Source organism: Trinickia sp. LjRoot230 (assembly GCF_964253315.1).
Classification (GTDB): domain Bacteria; phylum Pseudomonadota; class Gammaproteobacteria; order Burkholderiales; family Burkholderiaceae; genus Trinickia.
Genome location: NZ_CAXUQX020000002.1, coordinates 1,561,422 through 1,586,227, shown reverse-complemented (window position 1 = coordinate 1,586,227; position 24,806 = coordinate 1,561,422). Strand labels below are relative to the sequence as shown.

The following is a 24,806-nucleotide window of genomic DNA, read 5'->3' as shown; positions in this document are numbered from 1 at the left end:
CGCGACCACCTAATCGCCCACGGCGGGGCGTCGTTCGCTCGCGCGCTGCAGCAGCGCATCGATGAGCGGTAACTGCACGGGCTTGGTCAAATGCGTATCGAAGCCCTGGTCGAGCGAGCGCAACACATCGCTTTGCTGACCGAACCCCGTCATCGCGGCAAAGAGCGAACGCGTCAATGCAGGCAACGCTTTCAGTTGCCGCAGGACCGCGAAGCCGTCAGCACCCGGCATCGCTATATCGACGAGCGCAACGTCGACATGCGCAGCTTCCCGTGCGAACGCCAGGGCTTGGTCGCCGCTATACGCGACGTGAACGCGGTGGCCTTTCATGCGCAGCACCATGGCCATGCTGTCGGCCGAGTCGCCGTTATCGTCCACGATCAGCACGACGAGACCTTCGTCTGCGCGCGCGCCAGGTCTCGCATTTCCGGTGCGGGCATCGTCGTTCGCGGCCTCCTGGGCCACGAAAAGCGGTAAGCGAACGGTCAGCGTTGCACCGCGCCCGAGCCCATCGCTCGCCGCGCTGATCGCGCCCCCGTGCATTTCGACGAGCCAGCGGCACAACGTCAGCCCGATGCCGAGCCCGCTTTCGCGTCGCTCGAGCCGGTTGTCCGCTTGGACAAAGAGATCGAAGATCGATTCAAGCGCGTCCGCTTCGATGCCGCACCCGTCATCGGTCACACGAATGGTCGCGAACGCATGGCTCTCTTCGGCAATCGTCACGGTGATATGGCCACCGTGCTCAGAAAATTTCGACGCGTTATGCAGCAGGTTCTGTGTCACTTGCAGCAGGCGCGCCATGTCCGCGTTGACGATCACAGCCATCTCGGGTGCCTGCACCTTGATGGCCTGCTGGCGCAGCGTGAGGTACGGCCGGACCGTTTCGACACTACGTGCCACGACATCGCGCAGATCGGTCGGTGCTAAACGCAGCGCAATCTTGCCGGTCGTAATGCGGCCGGCGTCGAGCAGATCGTCGACCAGGCGCGTGAGATGCGAAATCTGGCGGTCGATCATGTCGCGGCATTGCCGCAGCGTCGGACTGACGAGCGGCTCGAGCATCATTACGCTGAGCGCATTGCTAACCGGTGCAAGCGGATTGCGCAGCTCGTGTGCAAGCGTGGCGAGAAATGCGCTCATGTGGTGGCTCGCGGCCTCGAGATCGCGTAACCGCTTGCGATCGGTCATATCGCGCGTGACCTTTGCATAGCCGCACAATTTGCGCTCGCCATTCTCGGTCGTATAGACCGCGGTGATCACGACGTTGGCCCAGAACATGGTGCCGTCTTTGCGCACCCGCCAGCCTTCGTCTTCGACGCGGCCGACGCGTTGAGCGGTGACGAGTTCGTCCGCCGGCTTGCCGTTCGCCACATCCTCGGGCGGGTAGAACGTCGAAAAGTGCCGGCCGATGATTTCCTGCGCCGAATACCCTTTGATCTTCTGTGCGCCGATATTCCAACTCGCGACGTTCCCGTCGACATCGAGCATGAAGATCGCGTAATCCTGGACCGATTCGACGAGAATCCGGAAATGCTCTTCAGGGGGCGCGATTGACGCAGACGGCCGGGGGGCCGACCGCGCGTCCCTAGCAAAGGTGTCCGGATGCATAAGCGATGGCAACGATTCGTTGATGAGCAGCGGAGCCCGCCGCAACAGGTGACTTGGCAAGCAGGTTATATGCCCATTGCCGGGTACCTATACGAAACGCGCGGCAAGACAACTCGGCCCAGTTCTAACGGCCGAGCTTATATGCAAGACGCAACTTTGACAGACAGATTTGCAAAAACTACCGCATATAAAACGTTCTTGGAGAGATGGCTCGCTTAAATGGCGATCGATCGGAGTGTGATTGCCCGGACCTCGCCGGTTCATTTTTAACCTAGCCCGCGGCGCGCGCGCCGACTGCGTCCGCGAGCAATGCCACGAGCCGCTGCGGATGGGCCGGCTTCATCATGAAATGCTGGAATCCTTCACCAATGCTGCGTAATCGGTACGCGTCATCGGTGTGCCCAGTGATGGCTACTGCGACAGCGGGGGCGCGATTGCTGCAAATTTCGTCATCGCGCAGCCGTTGGATCAGGTAGAAGCCGTCCATTCCGGGTAAGTCGATATCGCAAATCACGGCATCGGGTTTTGTGCGCAAAACCGCATCGACACCTTCTTCCGCATCGTGCGCCGTCACGACGCACGCCCCCTCCATTTCAAGCATCATCGACAACGATTCCCTGCTCGACAAATCGTCGTCCACGACGACGATCGTCATTTGCTCCAGCCTCAAAACTCCGTTCATACGAATTGTGTCCGTTCTGATGCAGCGCGGGTCATATCCGCAGCTTCCGCATCAAGGGCGTTCATTATCTCTTCGCACACCGCGTCCGCCAACATACAAAATTCGATCCAGGTTGTTGAAACAAGGAATGACGGTTAGGTTGGAGGCAAGCGATAGCGTTCCTATCTTCGCTGGTGACAACGTTGCAGCCTTCATAGGAAATGAAACAACCATCAGCTACAGCAATCCAAAATTGTCAGAAGAATGTGTAGAATTCACGCCATTCCGAATTGCGGACAAGATTATGCAATGCACTGCCGGTGCGTTCTACGCATCTTGGTATGCGGGGCGCCGCGATCGGCAGTGCGATGGTTGCAATGAGCAAATATGCGAAGTGCGGGGAAACGCCTCTCACCACCGCAAACGCTGTCAGGCAATTTCAGTTCGATGCAGCGATTCGCGTGCCGACTAGTCTGCTCTTTCATCTACAGACGCATCCCGAAATATTCGACACTGGCGCTACTGCCCGGTTTATCTACGCGCGTCGCGGACTTTCGACAAATGACCAGGAACATCGGTACTCGGGAATGGTGGAAAGATCGCGCCCTGCTGCTTCTCTCAGCCGTCGGAGCAATCATCGCGATAACGCTCTTCTCAATCGGCGCGGGCCAAGAAAGCACCGTCGTCCTCGGCGTGATCGTTTTTGTCTCGCTGATCGCGGACAATCGCCGTCTGCGCAAGGAACTTGCGCGCAGGGACGCCGAGCGGTGTGACACCCAGGTCATCGAAGCAAGGAATGATGGTTAGGTGTGCGAACGAATTGGATGGAGGCAGGGAAGTCAAAACGGATTTCGGCTGGAAATATAGGGCCGTTGGAACGGCCAGCTCGTACGGAGCCATTCTTCGATGAAACGATAGACGACTGGATATAAACCACGATCGTATGCCGCCTGCGTGACCCAGCAACTGACGGCGGCATCCGCGTCCGACGGCATGGCAGAGCGGTCACTGTCGTCGAACGAGTGATTTGGAGGATAGATATAGATGCAGCCAGCGCTCGTTTTCCCGTCTTCGCTGATGATGCAGTACGCGTACGACCCGCGTCGTTCGAACTCCTCTCTATGCACGATCAGATCGTTGCGATCCTCGTCGCGATCAATGGGCCCCGATGGCCAAGTCCCGCCGCGCAATTCCTTGATTTTTGCGAGACTCGAATTGATTGCGGCGACATCGGCTTCGAGATGATCCTCGGTTAGAGGAACCACGCGGTATCCGGCAACGCGCGCTTGCCGTGGAGGATTGAAATCCGGTGAGAACGCGTGTGATGATGCCCGCAGTGAACGAGCCTTGGCCTCGGCGGTGTGCGCGAACCGAACGTCTGCCGAGGCGACATCGGCCAGCGCATCGAGAACGCCGCTAGCAGGTCTCGAAGAAAAAGTCGCATCGACGTTCGAGTTGCTCAGCTGCCTATCCGCTTCGGGCTCGAATTGCGGAGATTCGCTGCCGCCTCCTTCAATGCGATTTTCCATGCATGCCATGCCCATTTTCTGATATTGCGAGCACTCTATGGAAGGCGATGCGGTCGGGTTCATTGGAAAGCGAAATAGCGGACAGGTCGCCGCAATCCAAATTCACCCGAATGATGCGCGAAACGCGCGAATGATGGAAAGCTCACGTGTGCGTTCGATCCCTTTCTGAAAGGGAGAACTCGGCCTAGAATGGCCTTCGTGGTGCGCCTATGTAACCGCGAGCCCGCCCGCCAATAGAGAGAGATCAAATGAACGATGCGTCCGAACGCCGCGCGCTGCTGCTTCATCTCGGCGCAGCGCTGCAGACATTGAGCCATATCCTCGAACACGAGCGCAACGAAGAAACGGTCCGCGAACTCATTGCCACCCAGCAGCTACTGTCCGACGTCCCGCTCGTCGAATACGTCTTTGAACGCATGACCGTGCGCGAACTGAACGCCAACTTGTTGCATGCGTTTTGTCTTTGGCCGCAGTTGCTGCTCGCCGAACGGCTCGATCGTGAAGCGCTCGCTATGCCGGTACGTCAGCATCTGTTCGCGGACAACCCGCGCGGTTGGGACAGCTATATCCGCGCGCTGCGGCAGGAAGTGCCGTGGTTCGGACAAGGGCTTAGCGCCCCGCGTGAGTGACGCAGCAGCCTTCATGCCCCCAAGCCGCCCGATGTGCGGCCGCGGATCACTAAAGATGCTTTAGCACCGTGCGGGCGAGCCCGCTATCCAACCTGATCGTCACTTCCGCCAGCCGGGCGGCGATTGCCACTGTTCTTTCGGTTACCGGCGGCAACTTTTTGACGAAGGTCTCCGGAATCGCCGTGTGATTGCCGCGCTTATTGATCTGGAAATGCGCTTCGACACCGATGTGCGCAGAAGGCTTCGATGACTTTTTAAGGATATCTCCAACGGGATCGCTATCCGGGTAAACCGTGCCTTCCATAATCGAAACCAAGGCGGAAAACCCTAATGCGCACGTTTTCGCAGCATATTTAATGACCTCGATTTCCAATCTGATTTCCGGCGTAAATGCAAACTCCGCTTCTGGCTGATCAGTCAGCTCTCGAATGCTCTTGAGGATTAGGCGATCATGATGAATTTCCTCGTCCGCATATGCGCGAATCTGGTCACTGATTAGCGGAAGATGCTCGATTGCGGGACCCAAACATGAACCACATTCGCGGGTAACATAAAACTGCTGTGAAAGCAGAATCGCAAGAATTTTAAAAAATCTCGGTTCATCGCGCTCGCGCAATGCTTCAATGTTTCGGAGTAGCGTGTGTGCAATTCCGGATTGCTCGATTTGAAATTGCAGGCGCCTGGCGCGTATCGCCGTATACGCGGAAATGGGATCAAAAAGCATTTCAGCGGCCGCAATACGCGATTCGGAAGCAATTTCATCGACATCCCATTCCCATGTATCCGGAAAATACGAGAATGCATCAGCGATATCGATATCCGGAAACGGGTTCAGCACTTCGAGAAATTGACGAGGCCCGTCTGAGCGCAGCAGTTCGCCCGCATCGCTCGAATAGGTAATGGTTCGACCCGGAGCCAGCACACGCGGCGTTGCATGCAGCACCGGATATCCAGCGAAGAAGGCGAGAAACTCCTGGATTTCGCCGTCCGAAATCAACTCTGCGCCCGAGGCGATGCGATCGAGCACCTGCATTATGACGGCCTTGCGTGTGTCCTCGACGTCGACGTCGAGCGAAAGCCAGGGCGACGATACATTAATGCCGGTTTGAGTCGCCGAAAAAACAGTTTGCTCGTATGGAATGTACGTTATTTCGTCAATCATTTATCGCATCTCCCCACAAAGGCAGTTGGAGAGAAAATCTCCCCAACCGCCGGCTTACTACTGCTTAGAAGTAGGCGAACACAATCGTCTTGGTGGTGACTTTCTTGATGCTCATGTCTTCTCTCCTTAAAGCAGATTTAGAATGCCATTTTCATGGCGGTTTTATCTACCGTGCACAGTAGCGGGGAAGTGCGCGTCTTTGCGGCGCACACGAAGATCGACAATGCTCAGGTTGTTAAAGCCATTAAATAAATTGACAGCCGCATTGTAGATGAGGGTTGAAATTTTGCAAGCGCGCCACATTGAAAACACAAGAATTTCTTCAGCACACCCGTTCCAATAACCATTATAGATAGCGCCAAATTACTACGAATAACGATAGCACGCAGATATTTATGTAAGTTATCGCTCTGTAGTTACAAATGTTTTGATTGTGGTTATTGAGCGGTTTGTCGCGAGGCAGTTCGACTGCGGCGTCCCGCAGAAGCACATCGGCTCAATCGATACGGCCCGTCTTCCACCGTTTTTTTTCACTATGCGATCGATTTATTTTCGCGCCATATCTGGCAAAATCGCCATGCCCCGATAACGGGTACGACTACGAAAAAGAGGAGGCCAGACGCGATTATTCCCTACCGATCAGGAGGAGCAATGTTCGAATCGTCCGCATCCCGTTGTCGCGGCGCGCAGGTAAGCCGCATCAAACCACTCGCCCGAGCGAGGCTCGCAAGCCTGCTGCTGCTGGCAGGTTTGGCAGGTGCTGGCCTCGCACGCGCAGACAGTCTCAGCACGCTGCCACCGCCGCCATCCGAACTCTTTGGCGATCTCTTCATCGCGGTGCAAACGCAGCAAATCTTCGAAGATCAGAAAACGTTCGTCGACGCTGTACCGAACAGCGATCCCGCTACGATCTTGCAGCTTTACGCGCAGCAAAAGAACCAGCCCAATTTCAACCTGAAGAGCTTCGTGCTCGCCAATTTCACGTTGCCGTCCGAGCCGCCGATCACACCGCCCAGCGGCCAGACCTTACGCGAACATATCAATTGGCTGTGGCCCAAACTGACACGCACGAACACGAGCGCGCCGCCATACAGTTCGATGATTCCGCTACCGAAACCGTACGTGGTGCCGGGCGGACGCTTTCGCGAAGGCTATTACTGGGATACCTACTTCACGATGCTGGGGCTCCAGGAATCAGGACGTGAGGACCTCGTCGACAACATGCTCGACGATTTCGCTTACGAGATCGATCGGTTCGGCCACATTCCGAATGGCAACCGCACTTACTACCTGAGTCGTTCGCAGCCACCGTTCTTCGGGCTCATGGTTTCACTCGCCGCGAATTACGAGGGCGCCCGAGTCTATCAAAAGTATCTGCCGCAGTTACGCAAAGAGTACGCGTATTGGATGCGCGGCGAAAACTCGACGCCGCGGGGCGAGGCCACGCGCAATGTCGTGGTGCTTGGCGATGGCACGACGCTCAACCGCTATTGGGACGAGCGCGACACGCCGCGCGACGAATCGTATATCGAGGACGTGAAAACGGCGCAGCAGGTGCCTTCACGCCCGCCAAGCGAGGTGTATCGCAACTTGCGGGCTGCGGCGGAATCGGGCTGGGATTTCAGCTCGCGCTGGTTCGGAGATAGCCATACCCTAGCTACGATTCGTACGACTTCGATCATTCCCGTCGATCTGAACAGCCTGCTCTTCGGGCTTGAACTGACAATCGTCAAAGGCTGCGGCGTCGCGCGCGATTATTCCTGCGTGGCCGAATTCATCGGGCGAGCGAAGCGTCGCGTGGAAGGTATCAACCGATACTTGTGGAATCGCAATGGCTACTACGGCGACTACGATTGGCAGCTCGGCAAGCCACGCGACAACATCTCGGTAGCGTCGATCTACCCTGTGTTCGCAGGTGCTGCGTGGCCCGGCCGCGCCGAACGCACGCTCAAAGCCGTGCGCGAAAACTTGCTAAAGGACAGAGGGCTCGCCACGACGACAATCGAAACCGGCCAGCAATGGGATGCGCCGAACGGCTGGGCACCATTGCATTGGCTGACCATCGAGGCGGCGCGGCGCTACGGCCGCGATGATCTGGCCAAAGACGTCGGCACACGCTTTTTGGCCGACGTGAACCAAGTCTATGCGGCACAGGGCAAACTGGTGGAGAAGTACGTGGTCGAAGGCCCGAATGCCGGCGGCGGAGGCGGCGGCGAATATCCGCTGCAAGACGGCTTCGGCTGGACTAACGGCGTGACGCTCAAGCTGCTCGATTTGTACGCGCCGGGCCAGTAACCGCTTGCACCCGCACGTGATCGAATGTAGCGAAGCTGGGCCTTCACAGGCCCGGCTTCACGTTCAAGCGAGCAGCAAGCCCAATTCGCGCGCACCGTCCCTCAAGGCCGGCAAAAACCGGCTCTCCATCTCAGCCACGGAAATTCGTGCGGCCTGTACGCCCACGTTGAGCGCCGCGACCACGCGGCCATCCGGGGCTGCGATCGGCACCGCAATCGAACGCAAACCGATTTCCAGCTCCTGATCGTTGATCGCGTAGCCGTTGGCGCGCACCGACTCGAGCGCCTCGCGCAATCCGTCGCGCGTCACGATAGTCCGCGGCGTGTGCTGGATCAGCTTTGCTCGCTCCAGGTAGGCATCGAGCGCGTCGGACGGCATATTCGAGAGCAGCACGCGGCCCATCGAAGTGCAATAGGCCGGCAACCGGCTACCCACATGCAGGTCGATCGTCATGATCCGCGAGGTGAACGCGCGGGCAATGTAAAGAATCTCGTCGCCATCGAGAATGGCAACCGAACTCGACTCATTGAGCGTGTTGCTGAGGTGACGCAACACAGGCTGAGCAGCATTTGCGAGCGGCGTGGACGCGAGATATGCATGCCCGAGCGCGAGAATACGCGGACGCAGCGCGAAATTGCGCCCATCTTCCGCGCTAACGAAGCCGAGCTTGCCAAGCGTATGCAGACAACGCCGGACGGCCGCGCGCGGAATGCCGGTGCGCTGGCTGATCTGCGAGATCGTCAATACGCGCCGTTGCGGTGAAAACGCCTGAATCACCGAAAGTCCGCGCGCGAGCGAGGTCATGAAATCGGGATCGGACGGCGCAGCCGCCGCTTCGTCGCCAGGTGGCGCGGCAACCACCGGCTGCTTGTCTGCTGACACGTTTAGTTCTCCTCAATAATTCCCGCAAACCGATTGAGCGGTATTTTAGGCGAATCGTTCGGTAATCGAACGGTTTTCCATATACCTAGAGCACTTCTCTCGCCGAATGTCCGATCACCGAACAATATTTCGATAATCGCCGTTGACGCTCACCCGCCCCCCCTCTACATTGACGAGCAATCAAACAGCCACGACACGCGCGACCGAAGCGCGACTTAGTCACCATGATCGACAAAACCGTTTCCTCGTTCGAACAAGCCGTGGCCGGCATTTTCGATGGCGCGACCGTGATGATTGGCGGCTTCGGTACCGCCGGGCAGCCGACGGAGTTGATCGACGCGCTCATTGCGCAAGGCGCCACCAATCTCACCATCGTCAACAATAACGCGGGCAATGACGAGTTCGGCCTGGCCGCGTTGCTCAAAGCGCGGCGCGTACGCAAAATCATCTGCTCATTCCCGCGTCAAGCCGATTCGCAGGTATTCGACGCGCTTTATCGCGCCGGCGACATCGAACTCGAACTCGTGCCGCAGGGAAATCTCGCGCTTCGCATTCAAGCTGCAGGCGCGGGCCTCGGTGCCGTCTTCACACCGACGGGCTACGGCACACTGTTGGCCGAAGGCAAGGAGACGCGCGAGATCGACGGCCGACATTACGTCCTCGAATATCCGATCAAAGCCGACTTCGCACTAATCAAAGCCTTTCGCGGCGACCGGTGGGGTAACCTGGTTTATCGCAAGAGCGCGCGAAACTTCGGCCCGATCATGGCCATGGCGGCTTCCACCACAATCGCGCAAGTTAGCGAAATCGTGCCGCTCGGCGCGCTCGATCCCGAGGTCATCGTCACGCCCGGCATCTTCGTTCAACGCGTCGTCGCCGTTGCGGGCAACGCGGCACTGGCCACCTGAGGAGCAAACGAATGAACAAATGGACTCGCGATGAGATGGCGCGCCACGTCGCACTTGCTATTCCCGAAGGCGCGTACGTCAATCTAGGCATCGGCTTGCCGACCAAGGTCGCGAACTACTTGCCTCAGAACCGCGAAATTTTTCTGCACAGCGAAAATGGCCTGCTCGGCATGGGCCCCGCGCCCGCACCCGGTCGTGAGGACTCCGAACTAATCAACGCCGGCAAGGAGCCCGTCACGTTGCTCGAAGGCGGCGCTTTCTTTCATCATGGCGACTCGTTCGCGATGATGCGCGGCGGGCATCTGGATGTCTGCGTACTCGGCGCGTTCCAGGTATCGGCACGCGGCGATCTCGCCAACTGGCATACCGGTGCGCCCGATGCCATCCCGGCGGTCGGCGGGGCGATGGATCTTGCAATTGGTGCCAAGCAAGTATTCGTCATGACCGATCATCTGACGAAAAGCGGTGAGTGCAAGATTGTCGAGCGCTGCACGTATCCACTCACAGGTATTAGCTGCGTTAATCGCATCTACACCGATCTGGCCGTCATCGACGTCACGCCGCGCGGGCTTGAAGTCATCGACATCGTCGAGGGCCTCACATTCGATGCGCTGCAAAGCGTCACGCCAGTGCCGCTGACTCGAACGCTGCCATCAGCATCTGTGCATCTGTGACACACCGAACAGCAACATGGCTACTACGATGAACCAAGCATATATCTGCGATGCGGTGCGCACGCCCTTCGGCCGCTACGGCGGCGCATTGGCCAGCGTGCGGGCCGACGACCTCGCCGCCCTGCCGATTAGCGCGCTCGTCGCACGCAACGTTGGGGTGGAATGGAGCGCGCTCGACGATGTCATCTACGGCTGCGCGAATCAGGCGGGCGAAGACAACCGAAACGTAGCACGCATGGCAGCGCTGCTGGCCGGATTGCCTGTTGAGGTACCAGGCGGTACCATCAATCGCCTCTGCGGCTCGGGGCTCGATGCGCTCGGCACGGCCGCGCGCGCCATCAAAGCAGGTGAAGCCGCGCTGATGATCGCAGGTGGCGTGGAGAGCATGAGCCGTGCACCGTTTGTGATGGGCAAGGCCGATAGCGCATTCAGCCGTTCGACGAAGATCGAAGACACGACGATTGGATGGCGCTTCATCAACCCTGTCATGAAAGCGCGCTACGGTGTCGATTCGATGCCCGAGACGGCTGAAAACGTCGCGACCGAATTCGCGGTGAGCCGCGAAGATCAGGACGCGTTCGCGCTGCGCAGCCAACAGCGCACGGCAGCGGCGCAGGCAACCGGACGGTTCGATGACGAACTTATCGCTGTGCATGTGCCGCAAAAAAAGGGCGAGCCGATCGTCGTCGTCAAGGATGAACATCCGCGCGCGACGTCGATCGAGGCGCTAAGCAAGCTTAAGGGCGTCGTACGAGCAGACGGCACGGTGACCGCCGGCAACTCGTCAGGCGTCAATGATGGTGCTTGCGCGCTGCTGCTGGCGAACGAATCCAGCGCGACGCGTTTCGGATTGACTCCGCGTGCCCGGGTGGTCGCGATGGCCACGAGCGGAGTCGCGCCTCGCATCATGGGCTTCGGCCCGGCTCAAGCAGTGCGCAAGGTGCTCGATAAGGCGTCGCTCGAATTGGACCGTATCGATGTCATCGAGTTGAACGAGGCATTCGCGGCGCAGGCGCTTGCCGTGACGCGCAGCCTCGGGCTCGCTGACGACGACGCGCGCGTCAATCCGAATGGCGGTGCGATCGCGTTGGGGCATCCTCTCGGCGCATCGGGCGCGCGCCTCGCGACGACAGCAGCGTATCAACTTGCGCGCACCGGTGGACGCTATGCACTGTGCGCGATGTGCATCGGCGTTGGACAAGGCATTGCGCTGATCATCGAGCGCGTTTGAGTCGCAGGCTTACACACACGTTTCGCGGTCGACTGCCATGACAACACTTCATTACGTTCTTTCAGGTCCGACCGATGCACCAGTGGTCGTGCTGTCGAACTCGCTCGGTGCCACGCTGGACATGTGGGCGCCGCAAGTCGACGCGCTGTCAGATGCGTTTCGCGTGCTGCGCTATGACACACGCGGCCATGGTGCCTCCGAGGTGCCCGAGCCGCCCTACACCATCGACGAACTCGGCGGCGACGTCCTCGCGCTGCTCGATTCGCTTGGCATCGAGCGTGTGCACTACATCGGGCTATCGCTGGGTGGGCTGACGGGGCAGTGGCTCGCGGTTCACGCGCCGTCGCGCATCGACAAGCTCGTGCTCAGCAATACGGCTGCCCGGCTCGGCACGACAGAAGGCTGGTGCACACGCGCAGCACTCGTGCGCTCGAACGGGTTGGATGCAATCGCGAGCGGCTCGCCCGCGAGGTGGTTCACGCCCGGGTTCGCAGCGGCGCAACCAGCCGCGGTCGAGGCGCTGATCGCACGGCTGCGCACGCTTTCGCCCAAAGGCTATGCAGCATGCTGCGAGGTGCTTGCCAACACCGATCTGCGTGATTGCATCGATCGCATTGGGTGCCCCACGTTGGTCATCGCGGGCGAATACGATCCGGTTACGACGGTTGCTGACGCGCAGTTCATTGTCGAGCACATACGTGATGCACAACATGTGACGCTGCCTGCTTCGCATTTGTCCAATGTCGAATCCGCGCAGGCGTTCAACCAGGCGGTATTGAGGTTTCTCTCGCACTAAGGCCGAGCATCAGCCCCAGTATCGGCATCCGCATCCGCGTCGGTCCGGGACAAACCCATCAGCCGCGCCAGCAGCGGCCACCTGACGAGCGCCTCTTCATAGGCCAGGCGCGCCTGTTCGTCCAAATAGCGCGTGGGATCGAGTTCGGGCAATTGGCGCCCAAGGCCCTCGATATCATTGGCACTCGGGTTGCCGACATCGTTTTTTGTTTCGTTCACTGTTGTTCCACCCATACGCCATCCGGCGTCTTCACCGCGTAACCCGAAGCGGTCTTCATCGTCACGGTGCCTTCGTTTTCGCCGATCATCGGTGTCTGCGGCAAGCCGGTGGCGTATTGCGAGAGCACGACGCCTGGCTTGAACGGGCTATTGGAGACGAGATTCGAGAGCAGTTGCGCAACCGCGAGAAAGCTCGTTGGCGTATCGATGACGATCGTCGGACCATGGCTGCCCTGCAAGCCGACGAGGCGGATGCCAACCGGCCCATGGATGATGCGCGGCGTCGGAATTTCGCGCAGCCCCGCAACCTGATTACCATCGCCGCGCAACGCCGCACCATGTTCCGGCACGACGATGATCGCCGCGCGGCGGCCTGATTTCGCGACGAGGTCTGCAAACGCATCGATCTCGTTCATCAATGTCGTCACACGCAACGGATAGGAATCGATGCTCGACAGACGCTCATTGCTGACCAAACGGTTGCCGTCATGCAGGCTGATTGTATTGTAGTAGAGCGCCACGGGGCCACGCGTGTTCGCGCGCTGCGCATACCAGGCGGCCAACGTCGAGTAATCGTCTTTCAACGGCGAGCCGTCAAACGCATGCATCGACGTCGCTGCCTTGTCGTTAGGCATGAATCGCACGTCGGGCACGCCGAGGTTCGTCTTCACGACATCGAGAAAATTGTCGAAATGACCATCGTGATTGAGCAGCACCTGTGGGGTGTAACCAGCCTGCGCGAGCTGCGCAAAAAGATGGCATTGCGCCGGTGCATCCTTGTAAAGATCCGCGTGCGCCTCTTGCCCGCAAGTCGCGCGCAACACGCGAATGGCAGCCGGGCCGCTGTAGCTCGCCGCCGCGCTGAAGTTCGTGAACAGGTAATCGAAGTGGCTCAACATAGGGTTGTTGCGCGTTTTCGACACGTCGAGATCGTCCCACGATAATGAGCAGATATGCAGCACGATCACATCGAATTGCGCATTCGAGTCGCCACTCAGGTGGCCGAACGTGACCTCGCGCTGCGCCTCTTGCGTGCGAAAAGCCGCGAGCGCCGCCTGATGATCGAGCGGTTGGTCCACGACGGCAGTGTGCGCAACCGCGGCACGCGCTTGTCCCGGTGTGAACGCGACGCTTACGGCGTTCCAGATCGGCCATGCAACTAGCGCAATTACAACGAACGATGCCACCCGCAGCCAGCGGTTGACGATGAAGTAAACAATGAGCGCGATGGCGGCAGCAACGAGTAATGCGGGTGGCACGACGCGCGGCACAATCTCGATCCAATAGCGCAGCGAAAAGCTTTCGAGTCCGCGCAATACTTCAACGAGTCGAGCGAACGGCGGTACGTGAGCTTCGCGATAAAACAACGGGATGGCAACTGCAAGGCCGACCACCAGCCGCAACGCGCGCACACCACGATGCCGGATCGGGCTTGTCAGCGCCAGCGCGCCGACGAACGCCAGGTTCGCGAGCCAAAGCGGCGTCAAGTGCCCTGCCGCGTAGAGCGCCAGCTTAAGAATGAAGTAGAGATTCCAAAATGTCATGAACGCAGTTCCTTCATCGACCTTGCTATATCACGTGCGCGTGCGATCAAGCGTCAGCAGCCCGACCAGCAATTTTCCTGCTCCGCGGATCAGGCGCAGGTAACCTTCGATGCCCATCATCAGTACCTCCTTCAAGCCCGCGAGCGGTACGTCGTGGGCAGCCTGCTCGGTCCAGCTGAGCCACGCGTCAGCGCGCCCGAACGTGCACTGCACCAGTTGGCGCTCCTGCTCAAGCGTCAGTGCCTCGAATTGCACGCCGAGATGCTGGCCGACGTAACGGCTGACACGCACAGGAAAATGAAACAGACGATCGCCGCGGCTTAGCGACACATCGAGCGTATCGCCGACGGCAAGCGGTAGGCCAGCCGCCGGCAGTTGAAGACCGAGCCCGCCGGTCGAATAGTCGCTGGTGGAACAGGCGAGCGTCGTGCCGTCGCGCAGCAATAGCGTGGCGGGCACACGCATTTCGATGCGGTGTGTCACACGTACCTGCTTCGCCTCGCTCGCAACACTCACGGCAGCGCCAAGCAAGATCAAGTTGTACGTGGTCCACACGAGATTCAGCGCGATGGTCTGCACCTCTTCACCCGGGCTGAATAAAAACCGATATATCCCTGCCGACATCGCACAGACATTGAGCAGCAGCAAAACGAGATAGGGCTTCGACACGGCCCAGTCGAAATAGCCGCGATCGATGCGTCCGCCTTTATCGGTCACGTTGAACTTGCCGTGCTTCGGACTCACGAACGCAAAGGTGGTCGGCAATGCGATGTACCACGCCAATACCGATTCATAGACCTCGGCCCAGAATGAATGCCGGAATTTTCCCTGTATGCGCGAATTCGCAATGTTTGCGAGCGCGATATACGGCACGACGAAACTCGCAATTGCCGTAGCCGACGCATTGATGAAATAAAGCTGGAAAAACAGATACGCCATCGGCATGACGAGGAATACGAGCCGCGGTACACCGTAAAAGAAGTGCAGCATCGCGTTGCCGTAACAAATCCGTTGAAAGAGGCTCAATCCGCGGCCCAAAAACGGATTGTCGATGCGGAAAATCTGCGCCATGCCGCGCGCCCACCGCGTGCGTTGTTTGATATGCCCTGCCAGGTTCTCGGTGGCGAGCCCCGCTGCCTGGATGGTCGGCAAGTAGGCTGTCGTATAGCCGCGCCTGTGCAGCCGCAGGGCCGTGTGCGCGTCCTCCGTCACGGTCTCCACCGCGATGCCGCCGACTTCCTCGAGCGGCCCACGCTTGATCACCGCGCACGAGCCGCAGAAAAACGATGCATTCCAAAGATCGTTGCCAGTTTGTACGAGGCCATAGAACAACTGCCCTTCATTCGGAACCCGTCGAAATGTGTCCAAGTTGCGCTCGAATGGATCGGGCGAGAAAAAATGATGCGGCGTCTGTACCATCGCACAGCGCGGATCGCGCAAAAACGTTCCCATCGTCGTTTGAAGGAACGATCGCGTTGGCACGTGATCGCAATCGAAAATGGCGATGTATTCACCATGCGTCCGCGCGAGTGCACGATTGATATTGCCTGCTTTCGCATTGCGGTTGTCGTCGCGCGTCAAATAGTCGACGCCTGCCGCGCGAGCGAATGCTTCGAACTCGGGGCGGTGCCCATCGTCAAGCAGATAGACGCGCAGCTTCGCACTCGGCCAGTCGATGCCCTGCGCGGCAAAGAGCGCGGGACGCACAACCGAAAGCGGCTCGTTATAGGTCGGAATGTAGATATCGACGGTCGGCCAGGTCGCGGGATCGTCGGGCATGGGTGAAATCTCGCGGTTTAGCGGCCATGCCGTCTGAATGAAACCCAGCGTCAGAATCAACCATGTATAAGCTTCCGCGCCGACAAGCGAATAGCCGACAATCGCCGCGCCGGGGGTACGAAAGTCCAGCGTTTGCGTGACGCGCCACCAGATGTAGCGCGTCATCGCAAGCAACGCCAGTGTGCCGAGCAGCAAAATCGGCAAGCGCCCAGGAAAGCGGCGGATGACAAGCGCGAGCACCAAGGTCACAACGAAAAACTGAACCTGCCCGCCCGGTTCCAGCGGCGTAAGCCCCACCATCATCCAGAGCACCGCGCCCCCAACCACGAGAACGGGCAGCAGCCAACGCCAATGACCAATGTGCTCGGCGCCCGTTTCAACGCGCGCGCCCCATCGCTGCCACGGCAGCATCGCAATGTGTGTGTCCACGCGGCGCCGCAGCGCGCGAATAAAAACAAACACGGGCACGAGCCATGTCCCGATCCATTGAACCGATTGCCGCGCGCGCGAACGCCCCGGCGCGCGGTGCGCTCTGGGCGGACGCACCATCGCGCGCCACAACCATACACGCGCATCGTGCGGATTGAGCACGCCCCATTGCTGCGCTACCTCCAACAGCGCCGCGCGCATCCAGCGACGGGCAATGTCGGGGCAGCCCGGCTCGGGCGGCTTGACGAAGATCCGCACGAACCAATCAAGCAAGGAGCGCTCGGTCGGTACGCCGAGCCCGGTGGCAATCCAGGCAACCAGCCGCGCGCGCAGCGTATGTATTTGGCGATTCGAATGATTCGAACGATCAGCCGGCGAATTCATCTTCTTCACTCCACATGCTGCGCATCGAGCCAAGCATCGAGCCAATTCGCAATGCCTTGCAGATCGTGCGAACACTGCGAATGTGGGGCATCGTCGAACAGCCAGTTGCCGCGCGCGAACGCCTCGGGCATGGCTGCATCGAGATGCACGCGATGCGCAAGCAATGGCGTGTCGCCGAGCGCCGCCCGCAACATGGCGAGCGCGTCGCGCTGCATGTCGCGTACGGGATTAAGGCGGTTGATGACGACTACGATTTGACCGCTTGCACGGTGCAACGCATCGAGGTTTCGCACGAGCGTTGCGCAAGCACCAGGCTCGGGCGGCGTGACACACAGTACGAGGTCCGCGCAGCGCACTGCCTGTTCCGCTTGCGGCGCCGGGTAGCGCGGCGTGTCGATCAGCACGGCGCCGCGCGCCGGCAAATCGAGTTGCATGAGCGCGTTCGAAAGCCATTGCCGCTCGCGGGTAAGCCGGACGTCGACCTCGCTGCGCATCGCGCCTGTCAGCGCTCCGTATGGCGCGAACAGCACCCCGTCGCCATTGCGCCAAGTCTGCGTGTCCCAAGCATGTTCGCCCTTGACGATGGCCGTGCCGAGCCCGGTCGAAGCGAAGGCATCGAGACCAAGGTAGGCGCCGAGCAGGTTTTGCGGATCGAGATCGAGCGCGACAACAGGACGGCGCCGACGGGCAAGCAATACCGCGAGTGCACCCGTCAACGACGTGCGACCGCTTCCGCCGACCGTCGAGATGATCGCAATCTTTTTCACGGCGCCCTCCTCGATGCCACATCCGATTGCGGTAGCAATCGACCGTCAAGCGCTACCGGTTCGATCTCGCAACGCACCGCATCGCGGGGATCGAAGTGTCGCAAGACTCGCGAAGCGCCGCGGCGCGAACCGGTGCGTTGCCGCACCAGCAAAAACGGTATAGCGAGCACGACACCCGCTGCAAATGACATCAGCAGAAAGTCCGTCATCTCGCTATTTCTCCTCGGTCACGCGTACCGGCATCGGGTACGGTTCGACAAAACGACGCGGCCTGGTCGGCTGCGTCCGTGCTTGTGCGATAGCTTCGTCGTCTGCCGTCGGCGCGGGCGTTCGTTCTAGCAGTCCGACCGGTTCGACTGGTTCGACCGGCGACGCCACATCGTCGGTCACCGTTGTTTCGGAGTCCTTACTATTTTCACTGGCCGCTGCATTTTGCTCCGAGTACGTCGGAATCAAATCGCTGTAATCGGCAGTGGGTGCGCGCCGGCTTGCATCGGCGAGAGCTTGCACTTCGCGTCCAATCGCATCGTCGGCGAAAAAAACGATGTTGTCCGACCAGCGCTCGACCGGCCTGTCGAAGATGCGTGCAAGCGCCGCATTGGCATCGGGCAGGCGGCAAGCAAAGAGAAACACATACAGATGCGCGGCGTCGGCAGTGAACACGTCCCCGGATCGCCGCGGCACACAGCTCTTCAGCGCATCGAGATGTGTGACAGCGGGCAACAGCGTCAGCCTGGCCAGAACGTGCGGCAACTCCAGCATGGCGCCGCGTTGCAGCACTTCCTGCACGCGCGCACAAAACGCACCGAGCGGCAGATAACCGCGCACGGCCTCGGTCAGCGCCGCGGCCAGCGAGGTCTTGTAGTCGCTTGCGATCGCGCGCGTGTATACCTGGCCTTGCAGCGAACGCAGCAGCGATTGCAAACGAGAAAACGGTATATCGCGGCCGAGCAGCAAATTCGCGCCGAGGCTGAGAAGCAGAAGTTCATATTGATGGCGCAACGCCTGCCGCCTTTCGACGACCACGATCTTCAACGCTTTGCCACACTGTCTTCGCAGCGTGTGCACGGCCGCGCACAGCGGCTCGAGGCCGGCCGCGTCGGTGTAATCGAGCACGACCGTCGCCGCGATCGCCCCGCGCGTCGCGGCCACTGCTGCAGCGAGATTGTCGACGACCGTCCATTCATCCGGAACCCACGCTTCGTTTGCAACCACCGCGCGTGTCGCGATGACGCGCGCTTCGTCGCGCGCCAACAGTGCGTTGGTACTGTGGCCGGAGATGGCTTCCGTTTCGGGCGCAACGGTCAAACCGCCTTGACCGGTAAAACGCAGCGCATGCACTTCGCCCGTTACGAGCGCGCGCCCCGTGCGCCAGAAGTCGACGCGCCACAGCAGCTCTCCATGAGTGCGATGCATGCGAGCAACACCGGCGCAAGCACCATGGAACTCGCTGCGGCCAAGCTGTACGGCATCGTCGACATCGATGTCGACGTTGATCGCATCACCGTGCGATGGTGCGGCTTGCGCATCGGCCGCATTCGGCACCGGCTGCGCGAAGAGCACAACCGTCAGTTTGCGCGAAGCACACCAGTCCGCCAGCAGCCGCCCCTCTCGCGCAAGCGCGTGCGGATCGCTCCAGCTCAACCATCGCTCGGCGCCTTCCACCAAATACAATGCGCCCGAATGAAAGCCGAAGCGCTTGAGCGCCTGCAACCCACCGACGAGCCGCGCGGCAGGCGGCGCATGCTCCCACGCATTCGCCAAAGAATTCGCTTCGTCTGCCTCTTCAGCAGGCTGCTCGGCCGCCTTCGCCGTATGCGGTGGCATGGCGAGCACATTCAGCTTACGCGGCCAACCAGGTACTGGTTTGCCGGCGCTAAAGCCAAGCTCCTGCATCCGCGCAATCGTTTGCTCACGCGTGCGCGCGAGCACGACCGTGACGTTGCGCGTATTCGCCTTGCGCGCACTTTCCCATATCAGCGCGTCGCAGCCCGGCGAGCGAGGCATCGCATAGACGACGTAGACGCAACCGAGTGCGAGTTGCGTCAAATCGTCGGGCAGCGCATCGATCGCAAGTCGGCTAGCTCGCAACTCGCGCGACCCGAGCACCGCACGCAATCGCGCGAGCAAGCTGCTCGAGGGCGCACGGTCGGAACGATTCGGCGCGGCGCTCATGGGTGTGTCCTCGGAAAGGTCTCGATGGCCAAGGGATCAGTCATCAGTAGCTCGAATAAAGACGCACAGGCGCAGGCGACAGGCCGCGGTCTTCCTTACGCGCATCGAACGAGTAGCGGACGTACACCATCGCCGAACTCGGTGCGTAGTCGTGAGCGTGATCGATCTCGACCCTCGCGCCCGCAACAAGACGCGAATTGACACGGTACTGCACCGTGCCGCTCACGCCGTAGGAAAAACCGATGGCGCTCGATCCGCCCGTATAGACGAGCGAGCCGAGGCTTCGCGCCGTGTTGGCATCGACCGCGCGTGGCAAGCCGTTCGGAAAGTATGGAGAGTCGCGTTCGTACGAACTCGATATGCCGACGGTCGTCGTCAAATCCCACGTCAACCCGCCGCGCCGGCCGCTCCATTCAATTGGCACGCCTAACGATAAATACCGCTGCGGGCTGTAGTAGCCGCCTTGCCCATAACTGTAAAAACGCAGGTTGTTCGTGTAGTGCCAGGCGTTGCCTACGAGCCCCGTTGCAACGCGCATGTTCGCGTGTTCGTAGACCGGCACCGTGAAGCCCGTGCGCAACGTCACTTCCTGATTGCTCGCCACATGGACGCCCGTCAGGACACCTGCGCCAAGCTCCGCAAAGACGTTCACGCGGCCGATGTCGATGCCGGTGTGCCAATCGATGCCATCTCGTCGCACGCCGCCCCACACCGCATTCGTCCATGGATCGCGTAGCCCTGCGTACGAAAGCTCGCTGCCCGTCTCCGGGCGCCGCGACGCGCTAATCGAAAAACCCGCCGGACCTGCATCGAACCGGTAACGCACACCGCCGACCAGGTAATGGATCGGAAAACCAAGCGGCGTCGTGCCGATGTCGAAACGCCACGCGTCGGACCGATAGCCGACGCCGACAGCAACCCCGGTGGCGTGCTGATGCAACGTCAATGCTGGTGCGCTGCCCGGCGTCGCCCACGCCGAATACGTGCCGAACGTGCTCAACGCGTAGCTTGCCGGGTTCGATAGCGCGAGCGTGCCGGCATCGAGATGCACCGCATCGAATTGAGCAAAAAAATGCCCGTCGTAGCGATAGGGCACCTGGATGTATACAGGCACCTGTTGCGCGTGGTACGCCGAGATGCCGGCGTCACCCGACTTGTACGCCGGCATCCAACCGGCCTCGATCTCGGGATCGCGGCGCTGCTCCAGATCAGCAAGCGCTGCCTGCGCCGGCGTGCCGTCGGGTGCACGCGCCACGACACCCGTCGTTCGCTCTTGTTGCTGCGACTGCCGATAAAGCGATGCGGCCTGCTCGTATCGTCCGAAATCTTCCGCAAGCTTGCCCGCTTCGAGCGTCACATCAGGCCGCGTCGGATACGCCTCGCGCAGCGCCGCGGTCACATCCTCGGCTTGCTCCGGGCGACGCAGCGCCGCGAGCCGACGTGCGGCGGACAGGCGTCGATCGACATCGTCGGGCGGGACTTCATCCAGCACGCGACGCACAAGCGCCAGCGCCTCGCTGCGCGCACCACTTTGCTCGAGCACCCGTGCGAGCGCGAGTTGCGCATCGGGGTCGTCCGGTGTGCGCGCAAGCACTGGCGCCAGCGCGGCACGCGCTGCCGAGTAATGCCCTTGCGCACGCTCCAGATCCGCCATTTCAAATGCATAGCGCTTGTCGCGCTTGCCCGTTTCACTCGCTCGATCGAGCAATCGGCGGGCCTGGGCGTAATCACCCACATCGATTGAAGCGTCGGTTTTTCGGAGGACCAGACGCAGCGATTGGTCTTCCAGACGTGCCGTCTGCGCGCCGCTTAGATCGTCATCTCGCCGAAGCTCGGCAAGCCAGGCCTCGAGCGCATCGTCGCGTCCGGCGCTACCGAGCAAATCGCCAAAGCGCAGGCGAACATCGGCATCGGTTTCGCGCGGATGCGTCGTCATCCAATCACGCATCAATGCAAGGCCGCGATCGGCTTCGCCCGCGTCGATCAGAGCCGAGCCCACGGACGCCGTCACGTACGGATCATCGGCGCCCAGCGCGCGAGCCTCGTCGAGCGAGCGCATCGCCGACGCGCGATCGCCGCTCGCCAGCAGACGGTGCGCTTCATCAAGCGCCTGCTGGGCATCAAGCCGTCGGGCAAGCGAGCGCATGCCGTCGGTGCGCGCGTCGGCCGGCACGGGCGCAAGCGCGGATTGCGCGCCGGCTGTATCGTCGATCGAATTACGATAGAGCGCGGTGGCATAACGCATTTCGGGCGATGCTGCGACGGCCAAGCCATCGTTCATCACCGCCCGACCCAGCTGTCGCAAACCGAGATCGCGGTAAATGCGTGCGAGCGCGAAGCGTGTCCACGGCGCATCGGGCGCAAGCCGCAGCGCGCGTTCGTAACGCTCTGCGGCCTGGCCAATATGGTTTGCCGCAGCCAAGCGCTCGGCTTCGCTCACCAGTACTTCGGCGCGCAGCTGTGCCAGCCCTGCGCGATCATCGGCCGAGCGAAACCGCGTTGCCAATGCGTCGAAAAGCGGCGCAATTTCGCCCGCGCGCCCCGTCTCGCGCAACAGCTGCCCCATGCCGCGCACGGCCGACAGGCTCGGTTCGCGCGCCGCCAGCAGCTCGTGCAAGAGCGGCTCGGCGGCACGCCAATTGCGCTGCGCGAGCCATGCGTCGGCCAGCAACGCTTTGGCCTGCGGGTTGCCCGGCTCGATCGACAGCGCGGTTTGCGCCGCCCGTTCGGCATCCTGCGCGCGCCCGGCCGCGGCCGCTTCGCGACCTTGTGCGATTGCCCCCCACAGCAGCGCGGTACGTGCCAAGCCCTGCCATTTCGTGCGCTCGTCCGTGGCAAGCGTCGCCGCGCGCTGGAACAAGGCTCGCGCTTCGTCATGCCGACCTTCGCGCAACCGCACGAGGCCAAGCCCGCCAACCGCGTTGGCATCGGTTGGACGCGCGTTCGCCGCACGTGCAAGCAGTGGGTCAGCCGCGGCGACATCGCCGCGCGCGAGTGCGCGCAGCCCCGTGCGTTCTGCAACGTAGTCGGGATCGCGTTCAAGCCTGCGGCGCGCTTCAAGCTGCGCATCGAGTTGGGCGAGCCGCTGCTCGAATTCGCTATCGCCCGGCGAAAGCTGCAGATAGGCGCGCAACGCATCGGCATAGGCAACGTCCTCGCCAGCCGATTGCAGCACGTGCCGCCACAGGTTCATTGCCGCGGCATGATCGACGTCGTCGCGATGCGCCAGCGCCGACGCAATGCGGTTCGCTTCGGCGCGCGTTTCGCCATGTTGATTGAGCAACTCGGCCAGCACGAGCGCCGCGTCGGTGTGGGATGAATCGTCGGTGACGCGCTGGCGCAGCGCCGCCACGGCCGATGCATAACCGCTGGGCGTGGCCGCCAGAATCCGGTAGTACTCTGCGCCTGGCGCGCCAGGCGGCGCACCATGGGGAAAGAGCCGCATCAAGCGCTGCGCCGCCTCTTGCCCTCTGCCGCTGCGCGCCAGGAGCCGAATGGTCGCAAGCTCTTCGCGGCCACTCGTCGCGGCCCGGAATTCGTCTTGCGCTTGGAGTGCCGCGGGCGTGCCGGCCGCGCCGGCTTGCAGGCGCGCCAGTGTGGTCTGCGCTGCGCGCGCATTGCCCAGCCGCAGTTGAAGTTGCATGGCGAATACGAGCAAACCCGGATCGGACGGCGCGACGAGCAACGCCTTTTCAACAGCCTGCAGCGCCAGGTCATCGCGATGCTTGGCGGACCACATCCGCGCCGTGGCCATCAGCCGAGCCTGCGGCGTGCTCGGCTCGTCGCTGCGCGCCAACGGCGCGGTATCCTTCGGCGCATGCGCCGCCGCGGCCAACACCGGCCACGCACAAAGCGCCAGCGCCGCGCAGGACACCCTGCGCCACGTCGGCCGCATAAGCGCGCTCAATGTCGTCTCGCGCCGCATGATGTCTTCCATGCGACATCGAGCGTTCCGTCGAGCGCAAATTTATAGCGGCTATCGCGCCAGCCCATGCCGAACAGCGTCAGCACACTGCCGTAGTAGCCCGGGGCAGATTGCGTACTGAGCGATGCGACGCGTGCCGCCTGCGCATCCGCCAAAGCTGTCTCATTGCGTGCGACCAGAAACGGCACGGCTGCGGCCGAAAACCCGGCATTACCGAGATTCGGTCCGACCGCGTTGCCGGTCGACGTGTCGACAATTTCGGGCGGTGCACCGTGCGCAGCGATGAATTCAGCAAACGGCGCGAAACGTGCGAGCAATGCTTTTGCTGCTGGTTCGCCCGGGTTCAGCATACCGGCCCACAGGTAGATACGAATCGCGTCATAGCCGCCTTGCGCATGCGTTTGGTCATCGGGCGCAAAGCTGCCACGCGTGCGAAAGCGAACCCAATCGGGGGCAAAGCCGTGCGTTGCCGTCTCCTCGATCATCTTTGCGCTGCTGGCGGCAAGCCGCGGCCAGCGCGGGTCGTCATCAAGCCGCGTAGCCAAACCGCGCACGACCTGCAGTGGCGCATAGCTCGGGTTCAAGCGCCAGGCATCGGCCGTCGGATGGAAGCCTTGCGGCCCAGGCAGCAACGCAAGGCCAAGGCCCGGCAGATTCGCTGCCTCTTCGTCGAGCACGCGTTTGGCCAAGCGCATGCCGCGCGCCGTATAGCTGCGTTCCTGCCACAGCGCACCGGCTTCGAGCAGCGCGTAGGCAATCCACAAGTCCGCATCTGATGCGGCATTGGAATCGAGCACACGCCAATCGCCATTTGGCGCACGTCCCCAAAGCCATGCTGGCAGATGCGCGGTCAAATCACCGTTGGCAAGGTTGTTTTCGGTCCAACGCAGGATGGTGTCAAACGCTGGCCGATCATTGGCCACGAGCGCGAAGAAAAGTGCGTATGACTGCCCTTCGGAGACGGTGCGCAAATCGGGCCTGCTGCTATCGATCACGCGACCGTCGGGCGAAAGAAAGTCATGCTTGAATTGCGCCCATTGCGGCCATGCGGCCGGCTCGCACGAGCCTGCCTGCGTCGTTGCTGACGCCGCATGCGCGGTGCCCATCGTGATCGAAAATGCAAAAGTAAAAAATGCAAAAACAAAAACCCTAACCCAACACAACGCATTGCGCCACGCATGCGGCTGGGTAGTACGCGTGCACGTCATTG

General features: G+C 61.0%; 19 protein-coding genes. 7 read left to right on the top strand and 12 right to left on the bottom strand.

Annotated features, from left to right (window positions below; genetic code table 11):
• Positions 1 to 9: 9 nt before the first annotated feature.
• Both ACSQ20_RS26020 and ACSQ20_RS26015 read right to left on the bottom strand, forming a co-directional pair.
• Entirely contained in the window at positions 10 to 1,608 is a 1,599-nt protein-coding gene (locus ACSQ20_RS26020; RefSeq protein ID WP_436025593.1) for an ATP-binding protein, read from the bottom strand.
• Positions 1,609 to 1,879: 271 nt separating this feature from the next.
• Positions 1,880 to 2,290 (bottom strand): response regulator, encoded by a 411-nt coding sequence (locus ACSQ20_RS26015; RefSeq protein ID WP_436025591.1) that lies wholly within the window; start codon positions 2,288 to 2,290, stop codon positions 1,880 to 1,882.
• A gap of 540 nt (positions 2,291 to 2,830) precedes the next feature.
• Here ACSQ20_RS26015 and ACSQ20_RS26010 point away from each other — a divergent pair.
• Positions 2,831 to 3,076 carry a hypothetical protein gene (locus tag ACSQ20_RS26010; RefSeq protein WP_436025589.1) on the top strand — a complete coding sequence of 82 codons (246 nt, stop codon included), beginning with the start codon at positions 2,831 to 2,833 and terminating at the stop codon, positions 3,074 to 3,076.
• Between the two features lie 32 nt (positions 3,077 to 3,108).
• Here ACSQ20_RS26010 and ACSQ20_RS26005 read toward each other — a convergent pair whose 3' ends face one another.
• Complete coding sequence (locus tag ACSQ20_RS26005) at positions 3,109 to 3,798, bottom strand: hypothetical protein (protein WP_436025587.1); 690 nt, start codon at positions 3,796 to 3,798, stop codon at positions 3,109 to 3,111.
• Positions 3,799 to 4,046: 248 nt separating this feature from the next.
• On the opposite strand from ACSQ20_RS26005, the gene ACSQ20_RS26000 reads away from it, so the two are divergent.
• Positions 4,047 to 4,427: a hypothetical protein gene (locus ACSQ20_RS26000; protein ID WP_436025585.1), complete on the top strand. Its 381-nt coding sequence runs from the start codon at positions 4,047 to 4,049 to the stop codon at positions 4,425 to 4,427.
• 49 nt (positions 4,428 to 4,476) lie between these two features.
• Here ACSQ20_RS26000 and ACSQ20_RS25995 read toward each other — a convergent pair whose 3' ends face one another.
• Positions 4,477 to 5,589, bottom strand: coding sequence for a hypothetical protein (locus tag ACSQ20_RS25995; protein ID WP_436025583.1), 1,113 nt, complete (start codon positions 5,587 to 5,589; stop codon positions 4,477 to 4,479).
• Positions 5,590 to 6,240: 651 nt separating this feature from the next.
• Here ACSQ20_RS25995 and treA point away from each other — a divergent pair.
• Positions 6,241 to 7,884, top strand: coding sequence for an alpha,alpha-trehalase TreA (treA, locus tag ACSQ20_RS25990; protein WP_436025581.1), 1,644 nt, complete (start codon positions 6,241 to 6,243; stop codon positions 7,882 to 7,884).
• Between the two features lie 63 nt (positions 7,885 to 7,947).
• Here treA and ACSQ20_RS25985 read toward each other — a convergent pair whose 3' ends face one another.
• Positions 7,948 to 8,766, bottom strand: a complete 819-nt coding sequence (locus ACSQ20_RS25985) for an IclR family transcriptional regulator domain-containing protein (RefSeq protein WP_436025579.1) — start codon at positions 8,764 to 8,766, stop codon at positions 7,948 to 7,950.
• Between the two features lie 224 nt (positions 8,767 to 8,990).
• Between ACSQ20_RS25985 and ACSQ20_RS25980 the strand changes: the two genes are divergently transcribed.
• Genes ACSQ20_RS25980 through pcaD form a run of 4 tightly spaced genes read left to right on the top strand, consistent with a single transcriptional unit; the run spans position 8,991 to position 12,375 of the window.
• Positions 8,991 to 9,674 (top strand): 3-oxoacid CoA-transferase subunit A, encoded by a 684-nt coding sequence (locus ACSQ20_RS25980; RefSeq protein WP_436025577.1) that lies wholly within the window; start codon positions 8,991 to 8,993, stop codon positions 9,672 to 9,674.
• Between the two features lie 11 nt (positions 9,675 to 9,685).
• Positions 9,686 to 10,348 carry a 3-oxoacid CoA-transferase subunit B gene (locus ACSQ20_RS25975; RefSeq protein ID WP_436025575.1) on the top strand — a complete coding sequence of 221 codons (663 nt, stop codon included), beginning with the start codon at positions 9,686 to 9,688 and terminating at the stop codon, positions 10,346 to 10,348.
• Positions 10,349 to 10,376: 28 nt separating this feature from the next.
• Positions 10,377 to 11,579, top strand: a complete 1,203-nt coding sequence (gene pcaF, locus ACSQ20_RS25970; RefSeq protein ID WP_436025573.1) for a 3-oxoadipyl-CoA thiolase — start codon at positions 10,377 to 10,379, stop codon at positions 11,577 to 11,579.
• A 37-nt stretch (positions 11,580 to 11,616) separates the two neighbouring features.
• Entirely contained in the window at positions 11,617 to 12,375 is a 759-nt protein-coding gene (pcaD, locus tag ACSQ20_RS25965) for a 3-oxoadipate enol-lactonase (RefSeq protein ID WP_436025571.1), read from the top strand.
• On the opposite strand, the gene ACSQ20_RS25960 is transcribed toward pcaD, so the two are convergent.
• The 7 genes from ACSQ20_RS25960 to bcsZ form a co-directional block, all read right to left on the bottom strand.
• The gene (locus ACSQ20_RS25960; protein ID WP_436025569.1) at positions 12,372 to 12,608 is read right to left on the bottom strand and encodes a hypothetical protein; all 237 of its coding nucleotides are present in this window, start codon (positions 12,606 to 12,608) and stop codon (positions 12,372 to 12,374) included. The genes pcaD and ACSQ20_RS25960 overlap by 4 nt on opposite strands.
• A complete protein-coding gene (bcsG, locus tag ACSQ20_RS25955) occupies positions 12,590 to 14,137 on the bottom strand; it encodes a cellulose biosynthesis protein BcsG (RefSeq protein ID WP_436025567.1) in 1,548 nt (515 codons plus the stop codon). Before bcsG ends, ACSQ20_RS25960 begins: the two co-directional genes overlap by 19 nt.
• A gap of 30 nt (positions 14,138 to 14,167) precedes the next feature.
• Entirely contained in the window at positions 14,168 to 16,729 is a 2,562-nt protein-coding gene (gene bcsA, locus ACSQ20_RS25950) for a UDP-forming cellulose synthase catalytic subunit (protein WP_436025565.1), read from the bottom strand.
• Between the two features lie 5 nt (positions 16,730 to 16,734).
• The gene (gene bcsQ, locus ACSQ20_RS25945; RefSeq protein WP_436025563.1) at positions 16,735 to 17,496 is read right to left on the bottom strand and encodes a cellulose biosynthesis protein BcsQ; all 762 of its coding nucleotides are present in this window, start codon (positions 17,494 to 17,496) and stop codon (positions 16,735 to 16,737) included.
• A gap of 213 nt (positions 17,497 to 17,709) precedes the next feature.
• On the bottom strand, positions 17,710 to 19,671 hold the full coding sequence (gene bcsE / locus ACSQ20_RS25940) for a cellulose biosynthesis protein BcsE (RefSeq protein WP_436025561.1): 1,962 nt from the start codon (positions 19,669 to 19,671) through the stop codon (positions 17,710 to 17,712).
• 43 nt (positions 19,672 to 19,714) lie between these two features.
• Positions 19,715 to 23,608 (bottom strand): cellulose synthase subunit BcsC-related outer membrane protein, encoded by a 3,894-nt coding sequence (locus tag ACSQ20_RS25935; protein WP_436025559.1) that lies wholly within the window; start codon positions 23,606 to 23,608, stop codon positions 19,715 to 19,717.
• Positions 23,575 to 24,804: a cellulose synthase complex periplasmic endoglucanase BcsZ gene (gene bcsZ, locus ACSQ20_RS25930; protein ID WP_436025557.1), complete on the bottom strand. Its 1,230-nt coding sequence runs from the start codon at positions 24,802 to 24,804 to the stop codon at positions 23,575 to 23,577. The genes ACSQ20_RS25935 and bcsZ overlap by 34 nt, the downstream gene beginning before the upstream one ends.
• Between the last annotated feature and the right edge of the window lie 2 nt (positions 24,805 to 24,806).